We start from the raw sequence: 22,018 nt of genomic DNA on the forward strand, positions 1-22,018 counted from the left end.
ACCGCTCCACTCTTTTTTGATTAGCGAGATACATGCCCTTTTCCACACTCCCCCCTCTTCTCGCCAATGCCCTTGCCGAGCGCGGCTATGCCGACCCCACGCCCGTTCAGGCCGAAGTTCTGGAGGCGCAGGCGCATAGCCGCGACCTTATCGTCTCGGCGCAGACCGGATCGGGAAAGACCGTGGCGTTCGGCCTCGCCATTGCCACAGACCTGCTGGAAAATGGCGAGCGCATGGCGCCGCCCGGCCTGCCGCAGGCGCTGATCATCGCGCCGACCCGTGAACTGGCGCTGCAGGTCAGCCGCGAGCTGATCTGGCTCTATGGCAAGGCCGGCGCGCGTATCGCCACCTGCGTCGGCGGCATGGATGCGAGCAAGGAGCGCCGTGCGCTCTCGCATGGCGCGCAGATCGTGGTCGGCACGCCCGGCCGCCTGCGCGACCATCTGGAACGCGGCGCCCTCAACCTCTCCACCCTGCGCGCGGTGGTGCTGGACGAAGCCGACGAGATGCTCGACATGGGCTTCCGCGAGGATCTGGAAGAAATTCTCGACGGCACGCCGCAGGAGCGCCGCACGCTGCTCTTCTCCGCGACCATGCCGGCCCCCATCGTGGCGCTGGCCCGGCGCTATCAGCGCGACGCGCTGCGCATCTCGACGGTGACGCAGGAGCGCGGCCATGGCGACATCAGCTATCAGGCGATGGCTGTGGCGCCGGCCGACATCGAACATGCCGTGGTGAACCTGCTGCGCTTCCACGAAGCTGAGACGGCGATGCTGTTCTGCGCCACGCGCGACAATGTGCGCCACCTCCATGCCGGGCTGGTCGAGCGCGGCTTCGCGGTGGTTGCCCTCTCCGGCGAGCATAGCCAGAATGAGCGCAATCAGGCGCTGCAATCCTTGCGCGACCGCCGCGCGCGCGTGTGCGTCGCAACCGACGTGGCCGCGCGCGGGATCGACCTGCCGACGCTGAGTCTCGTCGTCCATGTCGAGATTCCGCGCGATGCCGAGACGCTGCAGCACCGCTCCGGTCGCACCGGGCGCGCGGGCAAGAAGGGCACCGCCGTGCTCATCGTGCCCTATCCACGCCGCCGCCGGGTGGAATCGATGCTGCGCGGCGCGCGCATCCAGGCGGACTGGATTTCGCCGCCTTCCGCCGACGACATTCGCCGCGCCGATACCCAGCGCCTGCTTGAAACGCTGCGCACCCCTGTCGAACTGAGCGAGCAAGATCATGAGCTGGGCCGCCAGTTGCTGGCCGAGCGCAGCCCGGAAGATGTCGCCGCGATGCTGGCCCATGCCTATCGCGCGCGCCTGCCCGAGCCTGAAGATCTGCTGGGCAGCGATGCGCCCGCCGAACCGCGCGGCCCCCGCCCCGGTTTCGAGCAGAGCGCCTGGTTCCGCCTGAATGTCGGCCGCAATCAGAATGCCGATCCGCGCTGGATTCTGCCGCTGCTCTGCCGGCGCGGCCATATCAGCCGCACAGAGATCGGCGCGATCCGCATCGCGGCGCAGGAAACGCTGTTCGAGGTCGCGGGCGGCGTCGCTGCGCGCTTCCTCGATGCCGTGCGCCGCACCGCCAGCGAGGATGACGAGGTCGACATCCAGCCGACCGACGGCAAGCCCCGCGAGGAAGCGCGCCGCAATCGCCGCGACAATGCCCGCCCCGTCCATGCGCCCAAGCCCTATCGCGCACCCGCCGCGCGCGGGCCGCATGGTGGCCGCCCGGATCAGGCCCAGCCCGGCCCGCATGGCGCCGGCAAGAAGAAGGGCCCGAACAAGTGGAAGGGTGGCGCCAAGCCCTTCGCGCACAAGAAGCCCGGCAAGGATAGATGATCGCGATCCTCGTCGATGCCGATGCCTGCCCGGTGAAGGAAGAAATCTACCGGGTGGCATTTCGGCATGAGACGCCGGTCAGGATCGTCAGCAACCAGCGCATCCGCATCCCCGATCATCCGCTGGTCGAGCGGGTGGTCGTGTCCGACGCCTTCGACGCGGCCGACGACTGGATCGCCGAGCAGGCTGGCCCGACGACGATCTGCATCACTGCGGACATTTTGCTCGCCGATCGCTGCCTGAAAGCCGGCGCGAGCGTGATCGCCCCGACCGGCAAGCCCTTCACCACCGCCTCCATCGGCAGCGCCATCGCGACCCGCGCCATCATGGCCGATCTGCGCGCCGGCGGCGACATCATCGGCGGCCCCGCGCCATTCAGCAAGGCGGACCGCTCACGCTTTCTTTCGGCGCTGGATGAGACGATCGTGCGGCTGAAGCGGTCGCGCTGAGGGCTAGGGTCCGCGTTACGTCACTTCCGCTTGGGCAGCGGCGGCAGAGCCTTGGCTTCCTCCAGCACGCTCGTGTCGATCAGCGTCGCGAGTTGCGCGCGGGTGCGCGGCGTGCGCTTGTCCTGCTTGGCGAGCCAGGCTTCCTCTTCTTCGAGCACGTCCAGCAGGTCGCCGGTCCAGTCCGCCAGCCAATTGTGGTGGGACCAGCTCTGCTTGACCAGCTCCAGCGGATAGCCGCTGTTCTGCGCCACCAGCTCCTGCGCCCGTGTGGGATCGCGGCGGACCTCCTGCGTGGCATCGATGATCGCGCGGACCATCACAACGATGTTCCGCCGCATCTCCGGATTGGCCAGCGCACCGGCGGTGGTGTTGAGATTGAACAGCTCACGATAGACGCCCTTGCCGCTGAACTCGATGGCATCATCGCCGATGGCCTGCGCGGCGCGTTCGACTTCCGGCTCCCAGATCGCCACGGCATCGACCTTCCGGTCGGCCAGCGCCTGAGGCATGTCCGGCAGCTTCATGCCGACCATGGTGACATCGTCGCTGGAAAGGCCGACGGTTTTCAGCATCTTCTGGGTGAAGAATCCGGATGAAGTGACGGAAATGGTCGCAATCCGCTTGCCCTTGAGGTCAGCCAGCGAATTGATGCCGGCGGACTTGCGCGCGACGATGCGGTACAGTCCTTCGGTCACGGTCATGACGATCCGCATGTCCGGGTTGCGCAGCGAATAGCGCAGCGCCTGCGTCTCCGCATTGGTCGCGATGTCGGCCGGCGCGCTGCTGTCATCTGGCGTCGCACCGGGCTCGCCGACAAGATTGGCGACGCTCCCGCGTCCGATGGTGACGGGAGCGGGATAATAGGATTCAGCGGCGATGAAGAGCGGCGCGAACTCGAACACGGTGAGATTGCCGAACGCGCGGATCGGGCCAGCCTGCGCCACAGTTGCAGAGGTTGCCGACGCCGAGGCCACGGGCGTATCCGTCTGGGTGCAAGCCGAGGTGCCGGCAAGCAGAAGTGAGAGACCGGCCAACAGGACGCCGCGCCCACGCCGACGCGCATGGCCATGGCTCATCGCCCGATTGAATGCCGACATCCTCTTCTCCCTCACATCGCTTTTGACGGCAGGAGGCTAGCGAGCCGCAAGGCCGCCAACAATGCCCGGAACGGCATTGATCCTTGCCTGGGGTGGCGGGGGTTGGGGTTTGCTGGTTACAGGACAAGAGTGGTCAGTACAGACGAGACGCCGTTGCGGGCATTTGAAGGATCCGTAAACTCGGGGGCATCTGGCGTGGACGGGCAGAGATGGGGAGGCCTGGGTGAAAGTGTGCATACGCATTATCCTCCCAATCATCGCCTTAGGCGCGCTGGCCGTATATTGCTTACTCCCGCACCCGACTCATGATCAGGCGCAACTGAAATCAATCGCAGCCGATTCTCGACATCTGATGGGGGCCTATCCGCTTCGTGCTTCAGAGCGTTCCGTCGACATCCCACAAGATAAGTGGCCACCTGCAATCGCAAGGCTGAAGCCCTATTCGGTCACAGTCTACCCAGGGATGGTGGATATCGCGACAACGCCATCTTTCGATGGTGGCTGGGGCTATGGTTTCGCTTTAGACATGAAGGACCTGACGATGCTCTTAGGGTGCTGGTCGGAACTGGGACACGGCGTGTATTGGCACACCCCCTGCTGATGCCGACTCACCAAGCCAAGCTTTTCGTTCGCCGACCTCTTGTTAACGCTCCAAAGCGGTCATGGCACGCACCCGACCGTTGGGTTTACAAGCGGCCTGTCCAGACACGACGACATAGCTGCCTCTCGACGATCACTCTTCTAAGCTCGATTTCCTCAGCCAGTTTATTCGTCTCCTTCTCTTCCGATCGAGAGAGACAATGGAACCGGGTCGCCGTCGCTCTCAGCGGCGATAGCGTCAGCGAAACCTAGCCTTTACCAGAAAGTTCAGCTGCCCAACCAAAGCATAGGCGGGCAGCCGACTAAGAAAACGTCGATCACTGGGGGAAATGGATCCCGCACAGCTTATTTCCATCTGGATCGCGGAAATAGGCGAGTTCAATCGTGCCCAGAGACGCCGTATTGCGGGGACCGGGGGGTGCCTCAATCGATGTGGCGCCATTTGCAACGGCGACATCGTGAAACTGTTTTACCTGCTCTGGCGAACTGCATGAAAAGGCAACGGTGCCGCCGTTCGCGACGGTCGCAGGTTCGTCGTTGATTGGCTGCGTAACAATGAAATTGGTACCATTCCCGTTGTTGTAGATCAGGCGCTTATGGCCGCTGTCGGCCACGTTAACGGTCGCTTCCCCAACCCCCAGCGTGCCAAGTACGGTATCATAAAAGCGCTTTGCCCGCTCAATGTCGTTCGATCCCACCATCGTGTGAAAAAGCATGCTTCTTCTCCGTATTAAGCTACGTCGTGATTGAGCGCAGCCCTGCGGTCCGACCATAGCAGACACGGACGCTCGGTCACGCTCGGATCATCCTCGCCGGCAGTGATCTTTGACACGGCAACGCTCTCTTAGTTCAAACAAGCGAATGGCCGCTTCCCAAGACAAAGCGGCCATTCAGGTATGCGAGCCCCACATTTCTAAACGGACAATCACTCAGTTCGGGCTTGCTAACCCAATCACGCCGCCGCCCGCGCCCGCAACTCCAACGCCGCCGCGATTAGATCACGCGTGTAGTCCGTCTGCGGCGCATTGAAGATTTGCTGCGAGGAGCCCTGCTCCACGATCCTGCCGTTGCGCATCACCACCACTTCGTGCGCGAGGGCGCGGACGACCTTGAGGTCGTGGCTGATGAACAGATAGGTCAGGCCATGGCTCGCCTGTAGGTTGCGGAGCAGGTCGACGATCTGGGCCTGCACGGACATGTCGAGCGCCGAGGTGGGCTCGTCGAGGATCACGAGATCGGGCCGCAGGATGATCGCGCGGGCGATGGCGATGCGCTGGCGCTGGCCACCGGAAAATTCGTGCGGGTAGCGATCCAGCACCGCCGTGGAGAGGCCAACCTCCTCGATCATCGTCGCGACGGCCTCGTAGCGCTCCGCTGGCGTCAGGTCGGGCCGGTGGATCGGCAGCCCCTCCCCCACGATCTGGCCGATTGTCATCTTGGGGCTGAGGCTGGCGAAGGGGTCCTGGAAGACGATCTGCATCCGCTTGCGCAGCGGGCGCATCTGCTTCCAGTTGCGCTCGTGCAGCGGCTCGTCCTCGAACCAGATCGGCCCTTCCGAGCGGCTGATGCGCAGCAGCGCAAGGCCGAGCGTGCTCTTGCCCGAGCCGGACTCGCCGACGACGCCGAGCGTATGCCCGCGCGGAATCGAGAGCGTCACCCCGTCCACGGCCTTCACGAAGGCGCGCGGCTTGCCGAACCAGCCCTTGATCGGGAAATGGACCTTCAGATCCTCGGTGCGCACCAGCGGCGCGGGATCGCCTTCGATCTTCAGTGGTTCGCCGCGCGGCGTCGCATCGAGCAGCTTGCGGGTGTAGGCATGCTGGGGATTGTCGAACACCGCGCTGGTGTCACCCGCTTCCACCACCTCGCCCTGCGTCATCACGCAGACGCGCTCGGCCATCTTTCGTACCACGCCCAGATCATGGGTAATGAGCAGCATCGCCATGCCGAGGCGCTGCTGCAGATCCTTGAGCAGATCGAGCACCTGCGCCTGCACGGTCACGTCGAGCGCGGTGGTCGGCTCGTCGGCAATGAGCAGGTCCGGCTCGTTGGCGAGCGCCATCGCGATCATGATGCGCTGGCGCTGCCCGCCGGAGAGCTGGTGCGGATAGGATTTGAGGCGGTTCTCGGCATCGCGCAAGCCAACCAGCTTGAGCAGATCGATGGTCTTGGAAACCGCCGCCGCCCGGCTGATCGCCGGATCGTGCAGCTTCATCGCCTCGATGATCTGCCGGTCGATGGTGTGCAGCGGGTTGAGCGCAGTCAGCGGCTCTTGCGGGATCAGTGCGATGCGGGCGCCGCGCAGTGTCTGCATCGTGCGCTCGCTGGCGCCGACGATCTCCTGCCCGTCCAGCCGGATCGAGCCGGATGGGTGGAACGCCACCGGATAAGGCAGCAATTGCAGGATCGACATGGCAGCGGTGGACTTGCCCGAGCCGGACTCGCCGACCAGCGCCAGCGTCTGGCCCTTCTCCAGCGTGAATGACACGTCCTTCACCGCCTCGACGATGCGGCCTTCCGAGCGGAACGAGCAGCACAGCCTGTCGACCGCAAGCAGGGGCGTGTCCGTGGCGCTCATGTCGATTTCCTTGGATCGAAGGCATCCCGCGCCGCTTCGCCGATGAAGATGAGCAGCGAGAGCATGGTGGCCATGACGGCGAACCCCGCGATGCCGAGCCACGGTGCATAGAGATTGTTCTTCGCCTGGTTGAGCAGTTCGCCAATGGAGGGCGATCCGCGCGGCATGCCGAAGCCGAGAAAATCCAGCGCCGTGAGGATCGTGATCGACGAGGAGACGATGAACGGCAGGAACGTAATGGTCGCCACCATCGCATTGGGCAGGATGTGCCGGAACATGATCGTGCGGTTGCCAAGGCCAAGCGCCCGGGCGGCGCGGACATAATCGAGATTGCGCGCGCGCAGGAACTCGGCGCGCACGACGTGCACCAGGGTCATCCAGCTCACCAGCAGCAGCACGCCGAGCAGCGTGAAGAAGCTGGGCGTGAGGAAGCTGGCCATGATGATGAGCAGGTAGAGCATCGGCAGGCTCTGCACGATCTCGATGCAGCGCTGGAAAATGAGGTCGGTCCACCCGCCGAAATAGCCCTGTATGGCGCCGGCGGTGATGCCGATGATGGAGCTGAAAAAGGTGAGCAGCAGGCCGAAGGTCACCGAGAGGCGGAAGCCGTAGATGATGCGCGCCAGCACATCGCGCGCTTGGTCGTCTGTGCCCAGCCAATGGCGTGCGGACGGCGGCGACGGCGCGGTGACGGGGATATCGTAATCGATCGTCCGGTAGCTGTAGGGGATGATCGGCCAGATCGCCCAGCCGTCGCCCTCAGCGATCATCGCCCGCACGGCGGGGTCCTGATAATTGGCCTCCGTCTCGAACACGCCGCCGAACGTGGTCTCCGGATAGGCGCGCAGAACGGGCGCATAGATCTCGCCACGATAGCTCAGCAAGATGGGCTTATCATTGGCGATCAGCTCGGCGCACAGCGTCACCACATAGAGCGCAAGGAATATCCACAGGCTCCAATAGCCGCGCTTGTTGGCCTTGAAATTGGCCCAGCGCCGGCGCGTGAGCGGGCTCATCCGGCTGATCGGGCGCACAGGCCGGGGATGAACGGCCGGGGCTGCGACGGGCGTTTCGGCGTTCATCAGACGTCCCGCCTTTCGAAATCGATGCGGGGGTCGACCAGCACATAAGTGACATCGCCGAGTAGATTGGTCAGCAGCCCGAGCAGCGAGAAGATGAACAGCGAGCCAAGCATGACCGGATAATCCCGGTTGATCGTCGCCTCGAAACCCAGCAGCCCAAGGCCATCCAGCGAGAAGATCACCTCGATCAGCAGCGAGGAGGTGAACAGCACGCTGACGAAGGCGGCCGGAAAGCCGGCGATGACGATGAGCATCGCGTTGCGAAAGACATGGCCATAGAGCACGCCGTTCTCGGAGAGGCCCTTGGCCCGCGCCGTCGTCACATATTGCTTGCCCACTTCATCGAGGATCGAATTTTTGGTGAGCATGGTCAGGTTGGCGAAGGCGCCGATGACCATCGCGGCGACCGGCAGGGTGATGTGCCAGAGATAATCGAGCACCTTGCCGATGAGCGAGAGCTCCTCCCAATTGTCCGAGACAAGGCCCCGCGCCGGGAAGATGCTCCAGAACGTGCCGCCAGCGAACAGCACGACCAGCAGCACCGCGAACAGGAAGCCGGGAATGGCATAGCCGATGGTGACGAAGAAGCTCGACCAGGCATCGAACGCGGTGCCCGCGCGCACGGCCTTGCGGATGCCGAGCGGAATGGCAACGAGATAGGTGATGAGCGTGGTCCAGAGGCCCAGCGAGATCGAAACTGGCAGTTTCTCGATGATCAGATCGATCACCGGCTGGTCCTTGTAATAGCTGTTGCCGAACTCGAACCGCGCAAAATCGCCGAGCATCTTGAAGTAGCGATAGAGCACCGGCTTGTCGAAACCGTAGAGCTTCTCAAGCTCCTTCACCATCGCCGGGTCCAACTCGCCGGTGGGCATGATGCCGCTGCTCGCGCCGGTATCCACACTGCCGCCGATGGTAGCCGTCGCGTCCATCGCGGTGCCGGCGAACCGCGCCTGGATCTGGTCGATCGGGCCGCCGGGCACGAACTGGATGATGATGAAGGTGATCGTGACGATGCCGATCAGCGTCGGCACCATCAGCAGGAGCCGGCGGGCGACATAGGACCAGAGCGCCGTCATGAGGACTGTCCTTGTGCGTGCCCGGCCGTCTTGCCGGGGTCGGCCCACCACGTATCGAGCGTCATGATCGGGAAATTATAGGCGGGCTGCTTCTTCGGCATGCCGAACCGGTCCCAATAGGTGATCGGCATCTGCCCCACCGGCGCCGGGTAATCATGCTGGAAAGGAATGGCGTAGAAATTCCACAGCAGGATGCGATCGAGCGCCCGCATCGCGCCGACCACGGTCTCGCGGTCCGTCGCGGTGATCATCTGCGCGAGCATCTTGTCGACTGCGGGATTCTTGACGCCCGGATAGTTCAGCGATTGCGGCTGATCCGCAGCGTGCGACCCCCAGATCAGTGTCTGGCCGATGCTCGGCGTTTCATGGCCGGGGAACATCGGGATGTTGAGCAGCAGATCATAATCATAATGCCGCAGCCGATGCCGGAACTGCGCGCTGTCGAACGAGCGGAAACTGATGGCGATGCCCAGTTGCCGCGCATTCTCGACAAAGAGCGAAACCTGCCGGTCCATCAGCGGGGAATAGCTGATCAGCTCAAGCGCCATGGGGCGACCGGTTGTCTTGTCGATCAGCCGGCCATCCTGATAGCGATAGCCCGCCGCCCGCAGGATCCGCACCGCCTCGATGAGATTGGCCCGGCGATTGCGCCAGTTCCCGCCAACCGGCAGGTCCGGCGCCTTGGTGAACACCTCGCCCGGCACCTCGTCCTGCACGGATTGGAGCAGTTCCAGCTCCCGCCCCTGGGGCAGGCCCTCGGCCGCGAACTCGCTGTTGGTGTAGAAGCTGTGCAGGCGGCCATGATGTCCGGCGAGCAGGGTCCGGCGCACCCACTCGAAATCATAGGCCAGCATCAGCGCGCGCCGCAATTGGCGATCCGCCAGCGCGGGCCGCCGCGTGTTCATGACGATGCCCAGATAGAAGGACGGGCTGCGGTAATCGATGACCTGCCGCTTGATCTGGCCCGCGCGGAAGGCCGGCAACTGCTTCTCGCTTGCCCAGCGCACTGCGCTCGTTTCCTGCCGGAAGTCGACATTGCCGGCGAGGAAGGCCTCATAGGCAACCGTCTGGTCCCGGTAATAATCGTGCCGGATGATGTCGAAGTTGTAGCGGCCCTTGTTGACCGCCAGATCCTTGGCCCAATAATCCTTCACGCGCTCATATTCGATCCAGCGCCCCTGGCTGAAGCGGCCGACCTTGTAGGGGCCGCTGCCCAATGGGCGGTCGAGCGAGGCGGCGTTGAGCGCGTGCTTCGCGTAATAATGGCGGGGAAGCAGCCACATATCCATCACCACCGTCGGCAGTGTGGGATTATTGGGCTGGGTGAAATAGACGCGCACCGTGTGCGGCCCGCGCTTTTCCGCACGCGTCACGGCCTGCTCCAGCCGTTTGAGCGACGGCGTCACCAGGCCCTTGGCCTGATCGATGGTGAAGATGATGTCCTCGGGCGTGATCGGCACGCCATCATGCCAGCGCGCGCGGGGATCGAGATGGAAATCCATCCATGAAATATCTTTGGGATAGGTGATCGACTCGGCGACCAGCGCGTAGCGCATTGCCGGCTCGTCCGAACTGCGCCGCATCAGCGGCTCATAGACCTGCACCATGCCGATGGGCGGCGTGCCGAGCAGGGCCATGAGATTGAGACTGTCGAAGCCGCCAATATAGGCCACCCGCAGCGTGCCGCCCTTGGGCGCCTTGGGATCGGCATAGTCGAAATGCTTGAAGCCGGGGCCGTATTTGGGGGTGCCGAACACCGCATAGGCATGGCTGGAGATCAGCTCATTGCCGCCCGGCACGGCCTGAACGCTGGCGGAACTGATCGTCAGCAGCAGCGGAAGGCAGAGTAGCGCCAGCAGGAGTTGCCGAAGCACCCCGAGGCGCTGCCTCACCGGCCCGGCAGATGGTGGCGGGCCGCCATCATCCAGGCCATGGTCATTCGGGCCGTCCGCAGCATCTCCAGCCATACTCTCCCTTCCGAACCCCAGATGGAGTCCAGCAATCCGGTGATGCCCATTCGATCTTGCGCCGAATGTCGCCTCACCCGCTCCGTTGGTTCAATGTCTAACTTTAGTTGACTTAACTAACAATTCGAATCGAACTTATCTTGTCATAATTCGCGCTGCCAGGCGCGTAAACGCCCTGCTCGTCATCGTGCCGCGCCTGCTCTGCCAATGCAACCGGCTGCCGCACAGCGCGGCACGGCTTTGATCGCCGCGCGCATCCTGCTAGCCCATGCGCATGAAGAACATCGCCACGCTCACCCTCAATCCCACCATCGATGTGGCTTATGAGGTCGACAAGGTCTTCGCCACGCACAAGATGCGGACGGCTGGCGAATATCATAATCCCGGCGGCGGCGGCATCAACGTCGCCCGCGTGTTCGTGCGGCTGGGCGGCAATGCGCGGGTGCATTACCTGTCCGGCGGCGCGACGGGCGTGGCGCTCGATGGCTTGCTCGACCGGCATCAACTGGTGCGCGCGCAGATCCCGATCCAGGGCGAAACCCGCGTCGCGACCTCGGTGCTGGAGAAGGACAGCGGCAAGGAATATCGCTTCACGCCGCCGGGACCGGTGGTGGAGGAGGCCGAATGGCGGCTGGCGCTCGACCAGCTCAGTCAGGTGACGTGCGATTATTTCGTGGCCAGCGGGTCGCTGCCGCCCGGGGTGCCGGAGGATTTCTACGGGCAGCTTGCCGCCGCGCTGGCACCGCGCGGAATCGGCTTCGTGCTCGACAGTTCAGGCGCCGGTCTGCGCGGCGGCCTGAGCGGCGAGCATGTGCTGCTGGTCAAGCCGAGCCAGGGCGAATTGCAGCAGCTCGTCGGGCGAGACCTGAAAGGCCCGGATGCCATTGCCGCGGCGGCCCAGGAAATCGTGCGATCGGGCCGCGCCCGCTATGTCGCGGTCACTCTCGGCCATGAAGGCGCGGTGCTGGCGACCGCAGAGGGCACCCTCTATCACCCCGCCATCCCCATCGACGCGAAAAGCGCGGTCGGCGCGGGGGACAGCTTCGTCGCCGCGATGGTCTATGCGCTGGCCAGCGACTGGCCAGTGGAGGACGCCTTCCGCTATGGCATTGCCGGCGGCACTGCGGCGGTGCTGACGCCGGGCACCGACCTCGCCCGCCCGGCCGACATCGACCGCCTCTACGCGCAGATCAAAACCGGCTGACCAGCGCGCGCGCCGCCGCCTGCACATCCCGCCAGGTCACATCGAACCCGGCTTCATCGCCAAAATAGGGGTCGGCCACGGCCTGCCCTTCCCGCCCCGGCACCATGTCCAGCAACAGGCGGAGATGAGCGCGATGCCCTGCGGGCGCGAGGCGCCGGATGTTGGCGAGATTGTCCCCATCCAGCGCAAAAATTCATGTCGAAGCGCTGGAAATCCGCCGGCCCGATCTGCCGCGCGCGATAGGTCGAGATGTCGATGCCATGACGCAGCGCCGTCGCCTGCGCGCGCGGATCGGGCGGCCGCCCGACATGCCAGTCGCCCGTGCCTGCCGAGTCCGCCGTCACATCGAGGCCGGCCAGCGACGCCTCGTGGCGGAAGGCCGCCTCGGCCAATGGCGAGCGGCAGATATTGCCGAGACAGACGAACAAAATGGCGGATGGGGTTGGCTTGAGCATGCGCCTCGCTATCATGCGCGGACGACGAACGCGACCCGGCCGCGCTTCGGCCAGGCCGCGAAACAGGAACCCGCCCCCATGTGCGGGCGTTCGCAACAAGAGCCACGCCGAACCCAATCAGCGGCGGACCCAACCATGACGCCAACCACGCCAGGGGAATCACCATTTCGCATCCGTCCGCATTCGATCTTCCAGCGCCCTCAATCGACACCCTCGACCATCTCAGCCTGTTTCTGGATCTGGACGGCACGCTCTTCGAGCTGATCGACCATCCCGAAGAGGTGATCGCAGACGAGCGTCTGCGCAGCCTGCTCACCCGGCTGACGACGCGGCTCGACGGGCGTCTAGCGGTCGTGAGTGGGCGCTCCATTGCGCAGATCGACGCCATTCTCGGCCCTATCGCGCAGGATCTCGCGGTGTCCGGCAGCCATGGCAGCGAACATCGCTGGCGCGGCGTCGCGGCGCATCCGGTGCGGCCCAAGGGACTGGACGAAGCCGCTGCGGATTTTCGTGCCTTTGCCGGCCAGCATGAGGGCGTGATCGTCGAGGACAAGAGTTATGGCGTCGCGCTGCATTTCCGCATGGCGCCGCAGATCGAGGCGGAAGCCACCGCCCTCGCCACCCGCCTGGCTGAAGATCTCGGCCTCCATTACCAGCCCGGCAAGATGATGACGGAACTGCGGATGCCCGGCGGCGACAAGGGCAAGGCCGTGCGTACCCTGATGAGCCGGGCGCCCATGGCAGGCACCTCGCCGTGGTTCCTTGGCGATGACGAGACAGACGAGGCCGCGTTTCTCGCCGCGCAGGCGCTTGGCGGCGTTGGCGTGATCGTGGGCGATCGGCGGCCGACCGCAGCCCAATACAAGCTTGCCAATCCGCGCGCCGTACATGCCTGGCTGGAGGACCTGCTCTGATGACTGCAACACTCGACCTCTGGCCTATCGGCAATTGCCAGGTCTCCGCCCTGATCGACCGGGCCGGCCGCTTCGTCTGGGGCTGCGTGCCCAGGGTGGATGGCGACCCGGCCTTCTCCTCCCTGCTCGACCCGGCCCCGCGCGCCGCTGAGGGGGCGCGCGGCTTCTGGGAAATCGACCTGGAAGACTGCGTGGAGACGACGCAGCATTATGTGCGCAACACGCCGGTGCTGGTGACGCGGCATGAGGACAAGCACGGCAACGCCATAGAGGTCATCGACTTCTGCCCGCGTTTCCACCGGAGCGGGCGCATGTTCCGTCCCGTCGCTTATGCCCGCATCGTCAAGCCGGTGGCGGGCAGTCCGCGCATCCGAATCCGCCTGCGCCCGGCGCGCGACTGGGGCGCGCGCGACCCGCACCGCACGCGCGGCACCAATCACATCCGCTACATGCTCTCGGACATGACCCTGCGCCTGACGACGACGGCGCCGGTCGGCTGGATCGAGGACGAGCGGCTGTTCCGTGTCGAGCGGCCGCTGCACTTCTTCTTGGGCCCGGACGAGAGCTTTGCCGACGATCTGCGCATCACGCTGGACACCATGCTCGACCGGACGATCCGGGAATGGCAGGGCTGGGTGCGGGGTCTCGCCACGCCCGTGGAGTGGCAGAAAGCGGTCATTCGCGCCGCGATCACGCTTAAGCTGTGCCAGCATGAGGAAACCGGCGCCATCGTCGCGGCCCTGACCACATCGCTGCCCGAACATGCCGATAGCGGGCGCAACTGGGATTATCGCTACTGCTGGATTCGCGACGCTTATTACACGGTGCAGGCGCTCAACCGGCTCGGGGCGCTCGATGTTCTGGAGAGTTATCTCGAATATCTGCGCAACCTCGTCGACAACGCGCGCGGTGGCCATATCCAGCCGCTTTATGGGGTGGGTGGCGAAGCCACGCTGACCGAATGGATCGCGCCGGGGCTGGCCGGCTATCGCGGCATGGGGCCGGTGCGCGTCGGCAACCAGGCGGCCGAGCAGATCCAGCACGATGCCTATGGCCAGATCGTCCTCTCCAGCACCCAGAGCTTCTTTGATCGGCGGCTGCTGCGCATGGGCGGCACCGACGATTTCCATGCGCTTGAGGCCGTGGGCGAGCGCGCGTGGGACGTCTATGACAAGCCCGATGCCGGCCTGTGGGAGCTGCGCACCCGCAGCCATGTCCACACCTACTCCGCCGCCATGTGCTGGGCGGCGTGCGACCGACTGGCCAATGCCGCCGCCGCGCTCGATCTGCCGGAGCGGGCCGCCTTCTGGCAGGGGCGCGCCGATCGCATGCGCCAGACCATTATCGATGCGGCTTGGCGGGAGGATACCGGTCGCATGTCCGCGACATTCGGCGGCGACGATCTGGATGCCAGCATCATCCAGTTGCTGGACCTTCGCTTTCTCTCGCCGGGCGACCCGCGGTTCAAGACCACGCTGGAGGCCGTCGAGCAGGGGCTGCGGCGCGGCAGCCACATGCTCCGTTATGCCACCGAGGACGATTTCGGCCTGCCCTCGACCGCCTTCAACGTCTGCACCTTCTGGCTGATCGAGGCGCTGCACGCCACCGGACGGGTCGACGAGGCGCGGGTGCTGTTCGAGGAAATGCTCAGCCGCCGCACTGCCGCCGGCCTGCTCTCGGAGGATATCGACCCGGCCACGGGTGAGCTGTGGGGCAACTATCCCCAAACCTATTCGTTGGTTGGATTAATCAACTGCGCCGTTCTGCTCAGCAAGCCGTGGAGTACCATCAGATGACTCGCCTCGTCATCGTGTCGAACCGCGTCAGCCCGCCGACGGGGGAAGGACAAGCCAATCAGGGCGGCCTTGCGGTCGCGCTGTCCTCGGCGCTGCGCGAGACAAACGGCATCTGGTTCGGCTGGTCGGGCAATGAAACCGAGACGTTCACCGGTCATGTGAATTTCAGCAAGAGTGATGGCGTCACCACTGCCACCGTCGACCTCGAGCCGCAGGATGTCGACGAATATTATAACGGCTTTGCCAATCGCACGCTCTGGCCGCTCTTTCACGACCGGACCGACCTCGCAGAATTCGAGCGCAACTTCGCGGGTGGTTATGCGCGGGTGAACGATCGCTTCGCCGACACCCTGATGCCTTTGGTCACGCCTGAAGACCTGATCTGGGTCCACGATTATCACCTCATCCCGCTCGGCGCGGAACTGCGCAAACGCGATGTCACCAACCGCACCGGCTTCTTCCTCCACACGCCCTGGCCCGTTGCGCGCCTGCTGACCTCCCTGCCGAGCCACGCCAAGCTGGTGAATGCGTTGTTCGCCTATGATCTGCTGGGCTTCCAGTGCCAGGCCTGGCTCGATTCCTTCCTCTATTATGTCCACGACCAGTTCCCCGAGGCGGAAATATCGGACGGTGTGATCCGCATCGGCGACCGGACCGTGCGGGTCGTCGCCTGCCCGATCGGCATCGATGCGGGGGACTTCGCCAAAAGCGCGACCACCCCGGAAGCCGATGAAGCGCGCGAAAGCATCCTGCGCAGTCTGGAAGGCCGCGACCTCATCATGGGGGTCGACCGGCTGGACTATTCCAAGGGCATGGAGCAGCGTTTTCACGGCTACAGCCGCTTGCTGCAGGACCATCCCGAATTTCAGGAAAAGGTCACCTTCCTCCAGATCGCGCCACCATCGCGCGAGCAGGTCGCCAGCTATCAGGACATCCGACGCGAACTCGACGCGCTCTCGGGCCATATCAACGGCGAGTTCGCCACCGCCCATTGGGTGCCGTTGCGCTATGTGAACCGCGGCTATGACCGGCTTGCCCTCTCCGGCATGTACCGCTCCGCGCGCGCTGCGCTGGTGACGCCATTGCGGGATGGGATGAACCTTGTCGCGAAGGAATATGTCGCGGCGCAAGACCCGGAAAATCCCGGCGTGCTCATTCTATCGCGTTATGCCGGCGCTGCCGAGCAATTGCAGGACGCCCTGCTGGTCAACCCGTTCAGCCCGGAAGAACTGGCCGACGCGCTGCACCAGGCGCTGCTCATGCCGCTTGAAGAGCGCAAGACGCGCTGGCGGGCTATGATGGACAGCGTGGAAACGCAGGACATTCGCTGGTGGCTCAAGCGCTTCCTCGATCTGCTGACGAGCGAACACCCGCCGCGAGGGAGCACTGCCGAGGCCTCTGAGAGTTCAGAAGGCGCAGATACGAAAGAGGCCGCTCAGGCTGCAGCCTCCTCCTGAGCGGAGGGCGCGGTCGCGATCCGCGCCTTGGAGAAGGCGAGCACGCACAGGATGCAGCAGCCGACCGGCACCAGCAGCGCCAGAAAGAACATGCCGGCGGACATGTTGGCAGCGATCAACGCCCCGCCCACGAGCGGCCCCGCCATGGCACCCACGCGCGCGACGGCGACCGCCAGACCGATGGCGGCAGACAGCATCGTGATCGGGTAGATGCTCGCGGCCACGGCCGTCAGGGCGATATGGGCGCCGCCGACGCCCATGCCGATAATCAGCATGAGCAGGCCCCAGGTGGCGAATGCCGGCGCCAGCACCGCCAGCGCCACCAAGCCGAGCGACACCAGCGCATAGCCTGCCAACAGCGCCGGGATCGTGCGGTGACGGTCGATCTGCGTGGCCAGAATGAGGCCGCCGACCAGCCCACCGATCTGAACGATGGAAGCCATGTGGGCCGACGTCTTGAAGCTGAAGCCGACCCCGCGCAGCACCGTCGGCAGCCAACTCGCCAGCATGTACATGGACAGCGCATTGAAGCAGAACAACGCGGAAAACAGCGTGGTGCGCAGCAGATAGCCGCGCCCCAGCGGCGCCAAGATGGGGATGTCCGTCCAGTGCCACGCCCGCTCGCGCGCCGGTTTGGCCGCTAAGGGAGCCGCCGGCAGGCGCGTGAGAAACAGCGCGAGAAGAATCGTGATCACGAACATGAAGGTCGCCGGGACGGTGAACGCCGCTTCCCACCCGCGCCCGGTCGTGAGCCACGGCGCCACGATACCGGCGCCGGCTGCCCCGACGGGGATGCCGCACCCGACGATGGTCATCGCGCTCGCCCGCCGCTTGGCTGGCATCACCTCCGCGAGGATCGCCAGCACATTGGGCAGACAGGCGCCCAGCGCCGTGCCGGTGAGCAAGCGCCACCAGAAGAGCTGACTGACCGTCTGCGACCATGACGTGCCGAGCGTCGCGAAGCTGATGACGCCAAGCGCCACCACGGTCGTCGTGCGCCGCCCGACCTTGTCGCCCAGCGGTCCGAGAAAGAAGGCGCCGAGACCCAAGCCAATGACCACGGCGGATAGGGCCGGTGCGAACAAGGCCGGTGACTCCCCCCAAAGCTGCGCCAGATGCGGCACGATGACGGGCATCGACCCGATATCATAGCCATCGATGACCATGATGATGAAGCTCAGCAGGCCGACGATGTAGATCTGAAATCCGCTGGCCGTCCTGGCAGGCACAGGCGGGCCCGCTTGTGCATCCGCCGGCAGAATTGCATCGCTCTGGCTCATCTCGGTCCCATCCTCTCACCCTGTCGCCGCCGGTTCATCCGGTCTGGCCGTTCTTGCTCGTCCATCACCGTTGCGCTGGCTCGGCCGGGGCCGTCTTGCCCAGAATGAGGTCAGCCGCCTTTTCCGCGATCATGATTACGGGGGCGTTGGTATTGCCTCGGATCAGCGCCGGCATGGAGGAGGCATCGACCACCCGCAGGCTCTCGATGCCGCGCACCCGCAACTGCGCATCCAGCACGGCGGCATCGTCGGTGCCCATGGCGCAGGTGCAGGCGGGATGGCCCCCGCTCCGCGCCGTTGCGCGCAGCCAGCCTTCAAGCGCGGCATCATCCGCTGCATCCGAGCCGGGCGCGACTTCTGCGGCGACCAGATCACGCGCAGGCGCTGTCGCGAAGAAACGGCGCATGAAGTGCATCGACCATAAGAGCCGATCAAGATCGCCCTGTTCGCTCAGGAAGTTGAGGTGGATTTTCGGCAGCGCCTCTGGATCGGCGGAGCGCAGCGCGATGCTGCCCCGGCTCTGCGGATTGAGCAGCAGCGTGCCGGCCGAGAACTGGTGCCCCGCGCCTTTCCGCCAGCCGGGGAACCAGGGCCGCGCCGCGTAGCTTGCGTGGACGATCTGAAACTGAAGATCCGGCCGATCCTGCAACGGCCCAGAGCGCAGGAAGCCCTGAACCGACATGGGGCTCTGCGCCATATTGCCGGTGCCGAACAGGGCCCAGCGCGCCGCGTGCAGGGCGATCCGGTCGAGCCGCAACTGATCGTCAAAGGTCACCGGCGCGGCGGCCTGCCAGAAGCTGAGCGCGATCGGATGATCCTGCAGATTGGCGCCCACGCCCGGCAGATCGCGCAGCACCGGCACGCCCATGTCAGCCAGATGCGCCGCCGGGCCGATGCCGGAGAGCATGAGCAGTTGCGGCGAGTTGATCGCGCCGCCGCACAGGATCACCTCGCGGCGCGCCCGCAGCTGCCGCACGGTCCCGCCCTTGCGATACTCGACCCCGACCGCCCGGCCATGCTCCATGATGACGCGCGAGGCGAGCGCATGGGTCTCGATCCGCAAATTGGGGCGGCCACGCACCGGGTCGATGAACGCCCGCACCGTGCTGTGCCGACGCCCCGCGCGGATCGTGCAGTCAGGAATGCCGAACCCCTCCGGGCGCGGCACGTTGAAATCCGGTTCCTCGTCATAGCCCAGATTGCGCGCGGTGCGCATGAACGCCGGGAACAGCACCGGGTCCGGCTTCATCGCGGTGACGTGCAGTTCGCCCGTCCCGCCATGGTCGGCTCCCGCGCCGCGCCAATTGGTCTCCGAGCGGCGGAAATAGGGCAACACATCATCGAAGCCCCAGCCGGGCAAGCCCATGTCGCGCCAGCGATCATAGTCCGCCGCGTGGCCGCGAATATACATGGTGCCGTTGATCGAGGAGCTGCCGCCCAGCGCCTTGCCGCGCGGAATGGGCTGGGTGCCATTGCCCATTTGCGGGTCCGGCTCGCTCTCATTGCCCCAGATGAAGCGCTCGGTCGCGGCGGCCTGCATCCAGGTGAGCGGCATATCGATGATCGGATGACGGCACTCGCCGCCCGCCTCCAGCAGCGTGACGGAGGTTCCGGCCTGCGCGCTCAGGCGATTGGCCAGCACGCAGCCCGCACTGCCTGCCCCCACGATGACGAAGTCCGCCTCATCCATCGGTCGGTCGCCTTCCCCTCCACGCTGTCTCTGCCAGACCGTTGCGGCCTTTGCCCTGCTGGTCTTACGGTGCATATGCACGAGCACAAGTGCGATAACGCACGCCTGCGGCAATGGAGAGCGATGAGATGCGATATACCGCCGATGAGGAAGCCAATCTGGCGCTGGTGCGCGGGCTTTTCGACGAGGTGCTCAACCCCATGGATTCGGGCGCCGTGGACCGGTTCATCGCGCCCGACTACATCCAGCACAACCCCTCGGTCGAAACGGGGCGCGCGCCATTCAAGGCGTTTCTCGACCATATCAGGTCGGTGCACCCCCAGGGCGTCCATGATGTGAAGCGCATGTTTGCCGATGGCGATCATGTCATCGTTCACTACCACGTCCGCCGTTGGCCGGACGATAGCGGCTGGGCGGTGGTTGACATCTTCCGGATCGAGAACGGCCTCATTGTGGAGCATTGGGATGTCGCGCAGGACGTGAAGCTCGGCGGGCCGAACGCGAACGGGATGTTCTGAGCAGCGGGCCTTCGCCGCCCGTGCAGATGCGACCAAAAATCGTCGGGCTTTGGGCGGCGCCGGTGGAATGAAATTGACTCTGTGCAACCGACGCGCAAGATCGTGCATTGTCGGGCTGGATTCTACCGCCGTCCGTCTTTTCCGAGGGCTCCGTGACGATCGATTTTCAGGCCCTGCTGGCGCGTTCTCCCAATCCCTATGTGTTGCTCGATAGCGATCTGCGGATCGTCTGGATGAACGACGCCTATCTGCAGGTGACCATGCGCACCCGCGACAAGCTGCTGGGCCAGAACATGTTCGATGCCTTTCCGAGCGACCCGGACTCGGAGAGTCACCGGCAGCTGGAAGCCTCGTTCCGGCGGGTTTTCGCCTCCGGCAAGCAAGACGAGATCGCGCTCATCCGCTACGACATTCCCACGCCCGACGGCGGCATGGACGTGCGTTACTGGAGTGCGACCCACACCCCCTTTGCGGACGAGGCACGCAAGGTCGCCTACATCCTGCAACACACGGTCGACGTGACCGAACTGCAGACGCTGCGGGCCATGCGCGATGAAATGGGCCTGATCCAGCGCGCCAATGCCGTGCAGGCGCGCAATCTGGACCTTGCGGAAGAGGCCGGGCAGTTCAAATCCCTGTTCGAGCAGGCGCCGGGCTTCGTGGCCATTCTGCACGGGCCGGATCATGAGTTCCGCATGGCGAACGCCGCGTATCACAAGCTGGTCGGGGGCCGGGATCTGCTGGGCAAGCGGGTGAAGGACGCCCTGCCGGAAGTGAGCGGACAGCGCTTCCTGAACCTGCTCGACCAGGTCTATCGCTCGGGCAAACCCTTCATCGGGCGTCGCCTCAAGGTGCTGCTGCAGAATGACGAGGGAACCGAGGTGCAGGAGCGCTATCTCGACTTCGTCTATCAACCCACCGTGGGCGAAGGCGGGACTGTTTCCGGGGTGTTCGTCCAGGGCCATGACGTGACCGACCAGGTGGAATCGGAAGAACGACAAGCGCTGCTGATGAACGAGCTCAATCACCGCGTGAAGAACACGCTGGCGATCGTCCAGGGCCTCGCGATGCAGTCCTTCCGCCAGATGCCCGGGTCCGAGGTTCCGCGTCAGACCTTCAATGCGCGGCTAGCGGCGCTGGCGGCGGCCCATAATCTGCTGACGACCAGCAACTGGAAAACCGCCGGCTTCATCGAGACGGTGCGCAGTGCGGCCGAAGCCTCCATCGGCGAGGATCTGGCACGGGTGCATCTCGATGGCCGGGATTTCACCATCGCGCCGCAGACGGCGGTGTCTCTCTCGATGATCATTCACGAACTCTGCACCAATGCTGTGAAATATGGCGCTTTGTCCGTGCCTGAAGGTCACATAGACCTGAGCTGGACGATCGAGGACGAACAAGAGGATTACCGATTGATCGACCTGCGTTGGGAAGAACGCGGTGGCCCGCCCGTCCAGCAACCCGCAAGTCGGGGTTTCGGGTCACGCCTTATCGAGCACGGTTTCTCGACGGAACGGGCCAGCGGCGTCGTCATAGACTTTCGGCCGACAGGCCTGCTGTGCACCATCAAGGCAAAGCTCACCAACGCATCGATTGTTTCATGAGACTGGACGACCTGACCATCCTGATCGTTGAGGACGAGCCGATTATCGCGCTCGTTCTGGAAGACAAGCTGCTGGATCGCGGCGCGAACCCCGTTCTGGCGCACAGTTTCGACAGTGCGGCAGAGCTGATCGGCCGACAGGCCCTGGACCTCGCCATTCTGGATGTGAACATCCATGGCCAGCAAAGCTATCCGCTGGCGCAAATGCTGCGAGACAAGGGCACGCCGTGCATCTTCGTGACCGGCTATGGCGGCGCGCTGCACCCCGAGGCGTTCGCGCACGTCACCACGCTGACCAAGCCCTATAGCGTGGCCGCGTTGGATGACGCGCTCCAGACGGCGCTGGCATTCAGAAATGCCAGCCAGCCGGAACCCGACACGCCGCTGACCTGACCGGTCAAAGCCGCGTCACCGGCG

The 22,018-nt window shown here is 64.8% G+C and carries 17 protein-coding genes and 1 pseudogene; 9 read left to right on the forward strand and 9 right to left on the reverse strand.

Annotated elements, in window-relative coordinates; genetic code table 11:
- Positions 1 to 32 precede the first annotated feature (32 nt).
- Together M2334_RS13785 and M2334_RS13790 are read left to right on the forward strand one after the other, a co-directional pair.
- Positions 33 to 1,832 (forward strand): DEAD/DEAH box helicase, encoded by a 1,800-nt coding sequence (locus M2334_RS13785; protein WP_264595057.1) that lies wholly within the window; start codon positions 33 to 35, stop codon positions 1,830 to 1,832.
- Complete coding sequence (locus M2334_RS13790) at positions 1,832 to 2,281, forward strand: YaiI/YqxD family protein (RefSeq protein ID WP_264577533.1); 450 nt, start codon at positions 1,832 to 1,834, stop codon at positions 2,279 to 2,281. The genes M2334_RS13785 and M2334_RS13790 overlap by 1 nt, the downstream gene beginning before the upstream one ends.
- 20 nt (positions 2,282 to 2,301) lie before the next feature.
- Here M2334_RS13790 and M2334_RS13795 read toward each other — a convergent pair whose 3' ends face one another.
- The 6 genes from M2334_RS13795 to M2334_RS13820 form a co-directional block, all read right to left on the reverse strand.
- Positions 2,302 to 3,378, reverse strand: coding sequence for an ABC transporter substrate-binding protein (locus M2334_RS13795; protein WP_264586641.1), 1,077 nt, complete (start codon positions 3,376 to 3,378; stop codon positions 2,302 to 2,304).
- Between the two features lie 917 nt (positions 3,379 to 4,295).
- Positions 4,296 to 4,694 carry a VOC family protein gene (locus M2334_RS13800; protein WP_181560230.1) on the reverse strand — a complete coding sequence of 133 codons (399 nt, stop codon included), beginning with the start codon at positions 4,692 to 4,694 and terminating at the stop codon, positions 4,296 to 4,298.
- 236 nt (positions 4,695 to 4,930) lie between these two features.
- Positions 4,931 to 6,556 carry an ABC transporter ATP-binding protein gene (locus tag M2334_RS13805; RefSeq protein ID WP_264586640.1) on the reverse strand — a complete coding sequence of 542 codons (1,626 nt, stop codon included), beginning with the start codon at positions 6,554 to 6,556 and terminating at the stop codon, positions 4,931 to 4,933.
- Positions 6,553 to 7,572, reverse strand: coding sequence for an ABC transporter permease (locus tag M2334_RS13810; RefSeq protein ID WP_413714904.1), 1,020 nt, complete (start codon positions 7,570 to 7,572; stop codon positions 6,553 to 6,555). The genes M2334_RS13805 and M2334_RS13810 overlap by 4 nt, the downstream gene beginning before the upstream one ends.
- Positions 7,573 to 7,637: 65 nt before the next feature.
- Positions 7,638 to 8,717, reverse strand: coding sequence for a microcin C ABC transporter permease YejB (locus tag M2334_RS13815; protein ID WP_181558805.1), 1,080 nt, complete (start codon positions 8,715 to 8,717; stop codon positions 7,638 to 7,640).
- Positions 8,714 to 10,684 carry an extracellular solute-binding protein gene (locus tag M2334_RS13820; protein WP_264595059.1) on the reverse strand — a complete coding sequence of 657 codons (1,971 nt, stop codon included), beginning with the start codon at positions 10,682 to 10,684 and terminating at the stop codon, positions 8,714 to 8,716. Before M2334_RS13820 ends, M2334_RS13815 begins: the two co-directional genes overlap by 4 nt.
- 274 nt (positions 10,685 to 10,958) lie before the next feature.
- On the opposite strand from M2334_RS13820, the gene M2334_RS13825 reads away from it, so the two are divergent.
- Positions 10,959 to 11,888 carry a 1-phosphofructokinase family hexose kinase gene (locus M2334_RS13825; RefSeq protein WP_264595060.1) on the forward strand — a complete coding sequence of 310 codons (930 nt, stop codon included), beginning with the start codon at positions 10,959 to 10,961 and terminating at the stop codon, positions 11,886 to 11,888.
- Here the strand turns inward: M2334_RS13825 and M2334_RS13830 are convergent.
- Positions 11,875 to 12,343 (reverse strand): annotated as a pseudogene (locus M2334_RS13830) (low molecular weight protein-tyrosine-phosphatase). The gene M2334_RS13825 and the pseudogene M2334_RS13830 overlap by 14 nt on opposite strands.
- A gap of 80 nt (positions 12,344 to 12,423) precedes the next feature.
- Here M2334_RS13830 and otsB point away from each other — a divergent pair.
- Genes otsB through M2334_RS13845 form a run of 3 tightly spaced genes read left to right on the forward strand, consistent with a single transcriptional unit; the run spans position 12,424 to position 16,510 of the window.
- Positions 12,424 to 13,257 carry a trehalose-phosphatase gene (gene otsB / locus M2334_RS13835; RefSeq protein WP_319801199.1) on the forward strand — a complete coding sequence of 278 codons (834 nt, stop codon included), beginning with the start codon at positions 12,424 to 12,426 and terminating at the stop codon, positions 13,255 to 13,257.
- Positions 13,257 to 15,053 carry a glycoside hydrolase family 15 protein gene (locus M2334_RS13840; RefSeq protein ID WP_264572137.1) on the forward strand — a complete coding sequence of 599 codons (1,797 nt, stop codon included), beginning with the start codon at positions 13,257 to 13,259 and terminating at the stop codon, positions 15,051 to 15,053. Before otsB ends, M2334_RS13840 begins: the two co-directional genes overlap by 1 nt.
- The gene (locus M2334_RS13845; protein ID WP_264605715.1) at positions 15,050 to 16,510 is read left to right on the forward strand and encodes an alpha,alpha-trehalose-phosphate synthase (UDP-forming); all 1,461 of its coding nucleotides are present in this window, start codon (positions 15,050 to 15,052) and stop codon (positions 16,508 to 16,510) included. The genes M2334_RS13840 and M2334_RS13845 overlap by 4 nt, the downstream gene beginning before the upstream one ends.
- On the opposite strand, the gene M2334_RS13850 is transcribed toward M2334_RS13845, so the two are convergent.
- Together M2334_RS13850 and M2334_RS13855 are read right to left on the reverse strand one after the other, a co-directional pair.
- Positions 16,489 to 17,790, reverse strand: a complete 1,302-nt coding sequence (locus tag M2334_RS13850; RefSeq protein WP_264605716.1) for an MFS transporter — start codon at positions 17,788 to 17,790, stop codon at positions 16,489 to 16,491. The genes M2334_RS13845 and M2334_RS13850 overlap by 22 nt on opposite strands.
- Positions 17,791 to 17,854: 64 nt before the next feature.
- Positions 17,855 to 19,480: a GMC family oxidoreductase gene (locus M2334_RS13855; protein WP_264605717.1), complete on the reverse strand. Its 1,626-nt coding sequence runs from the start codon at positions 19,478 to 19,480 to the stop codon at positions 17,855 to 17,857.
- 128 nt (positions 19,481 to 19,608) lie between these two features.
- Between M2334_RS13855 and M2334_RS13860 the strand changes: the two genes are divergently transcribed.
- The 3 genes from M2334_RS13860 (at position 19,609) to M2334_RS13870 (ending at position 21,994) form a co-directional block, all read left to right on the forward strand.
- Positions 19,609 to 19,998 carry a nuclear transport factor 2 family protein gene (locus tag M2334_RS13860; RefSeq protein ID WP_264574524.1) on the forward strand — a complete coding sequence of 130 codons (390 nt, stop codon included), beginning with the start codon at positions 19,609 to 19,611 and terminating at the stop codon, positions 19,996 to 19,998.
- A gap of 152 nt (positions 19,999 to 20,150) precedes the next feature.
- The gene (locus M2334_RS13865) at positions 20,151 to 21,602 is read left to right on the forward strand and encodes a sensor histidine kinase (RefSeq protein ID WP_264605718.1); all 1,452 of its coding nucleotides are present in this window, start codon (positions 20,151 to 20,153) and stop codon (positions 21,600 to 21,602) included.
- Positions 21,599 to 21,994: a response regulator gene (locus M2334_RS13870; RefSeq protein WP_264572131.1), complete on the forward strand. Its 396-nt coding sequence runs from the start codon at positions 21,599 to 21,601 to the stop codon at positions 21,992 to 21,994. The genes M2334_RS13865 and M2334_RS13870 overlap by 4 nt, the downstream gene beginning before the upstream one ends.
- Positions 21,995 to 22,018 lie beyond the last annotated feature (24 nt).

Source organism: Sphingobium sp. B11D3D (genome assembly GCF_025961755.1).
GTDB lineage: Bacteria > Pseudomonadota > Alphaproteobacteria > Sphingomonadales > Sphingomonadaceae > Sphingobium.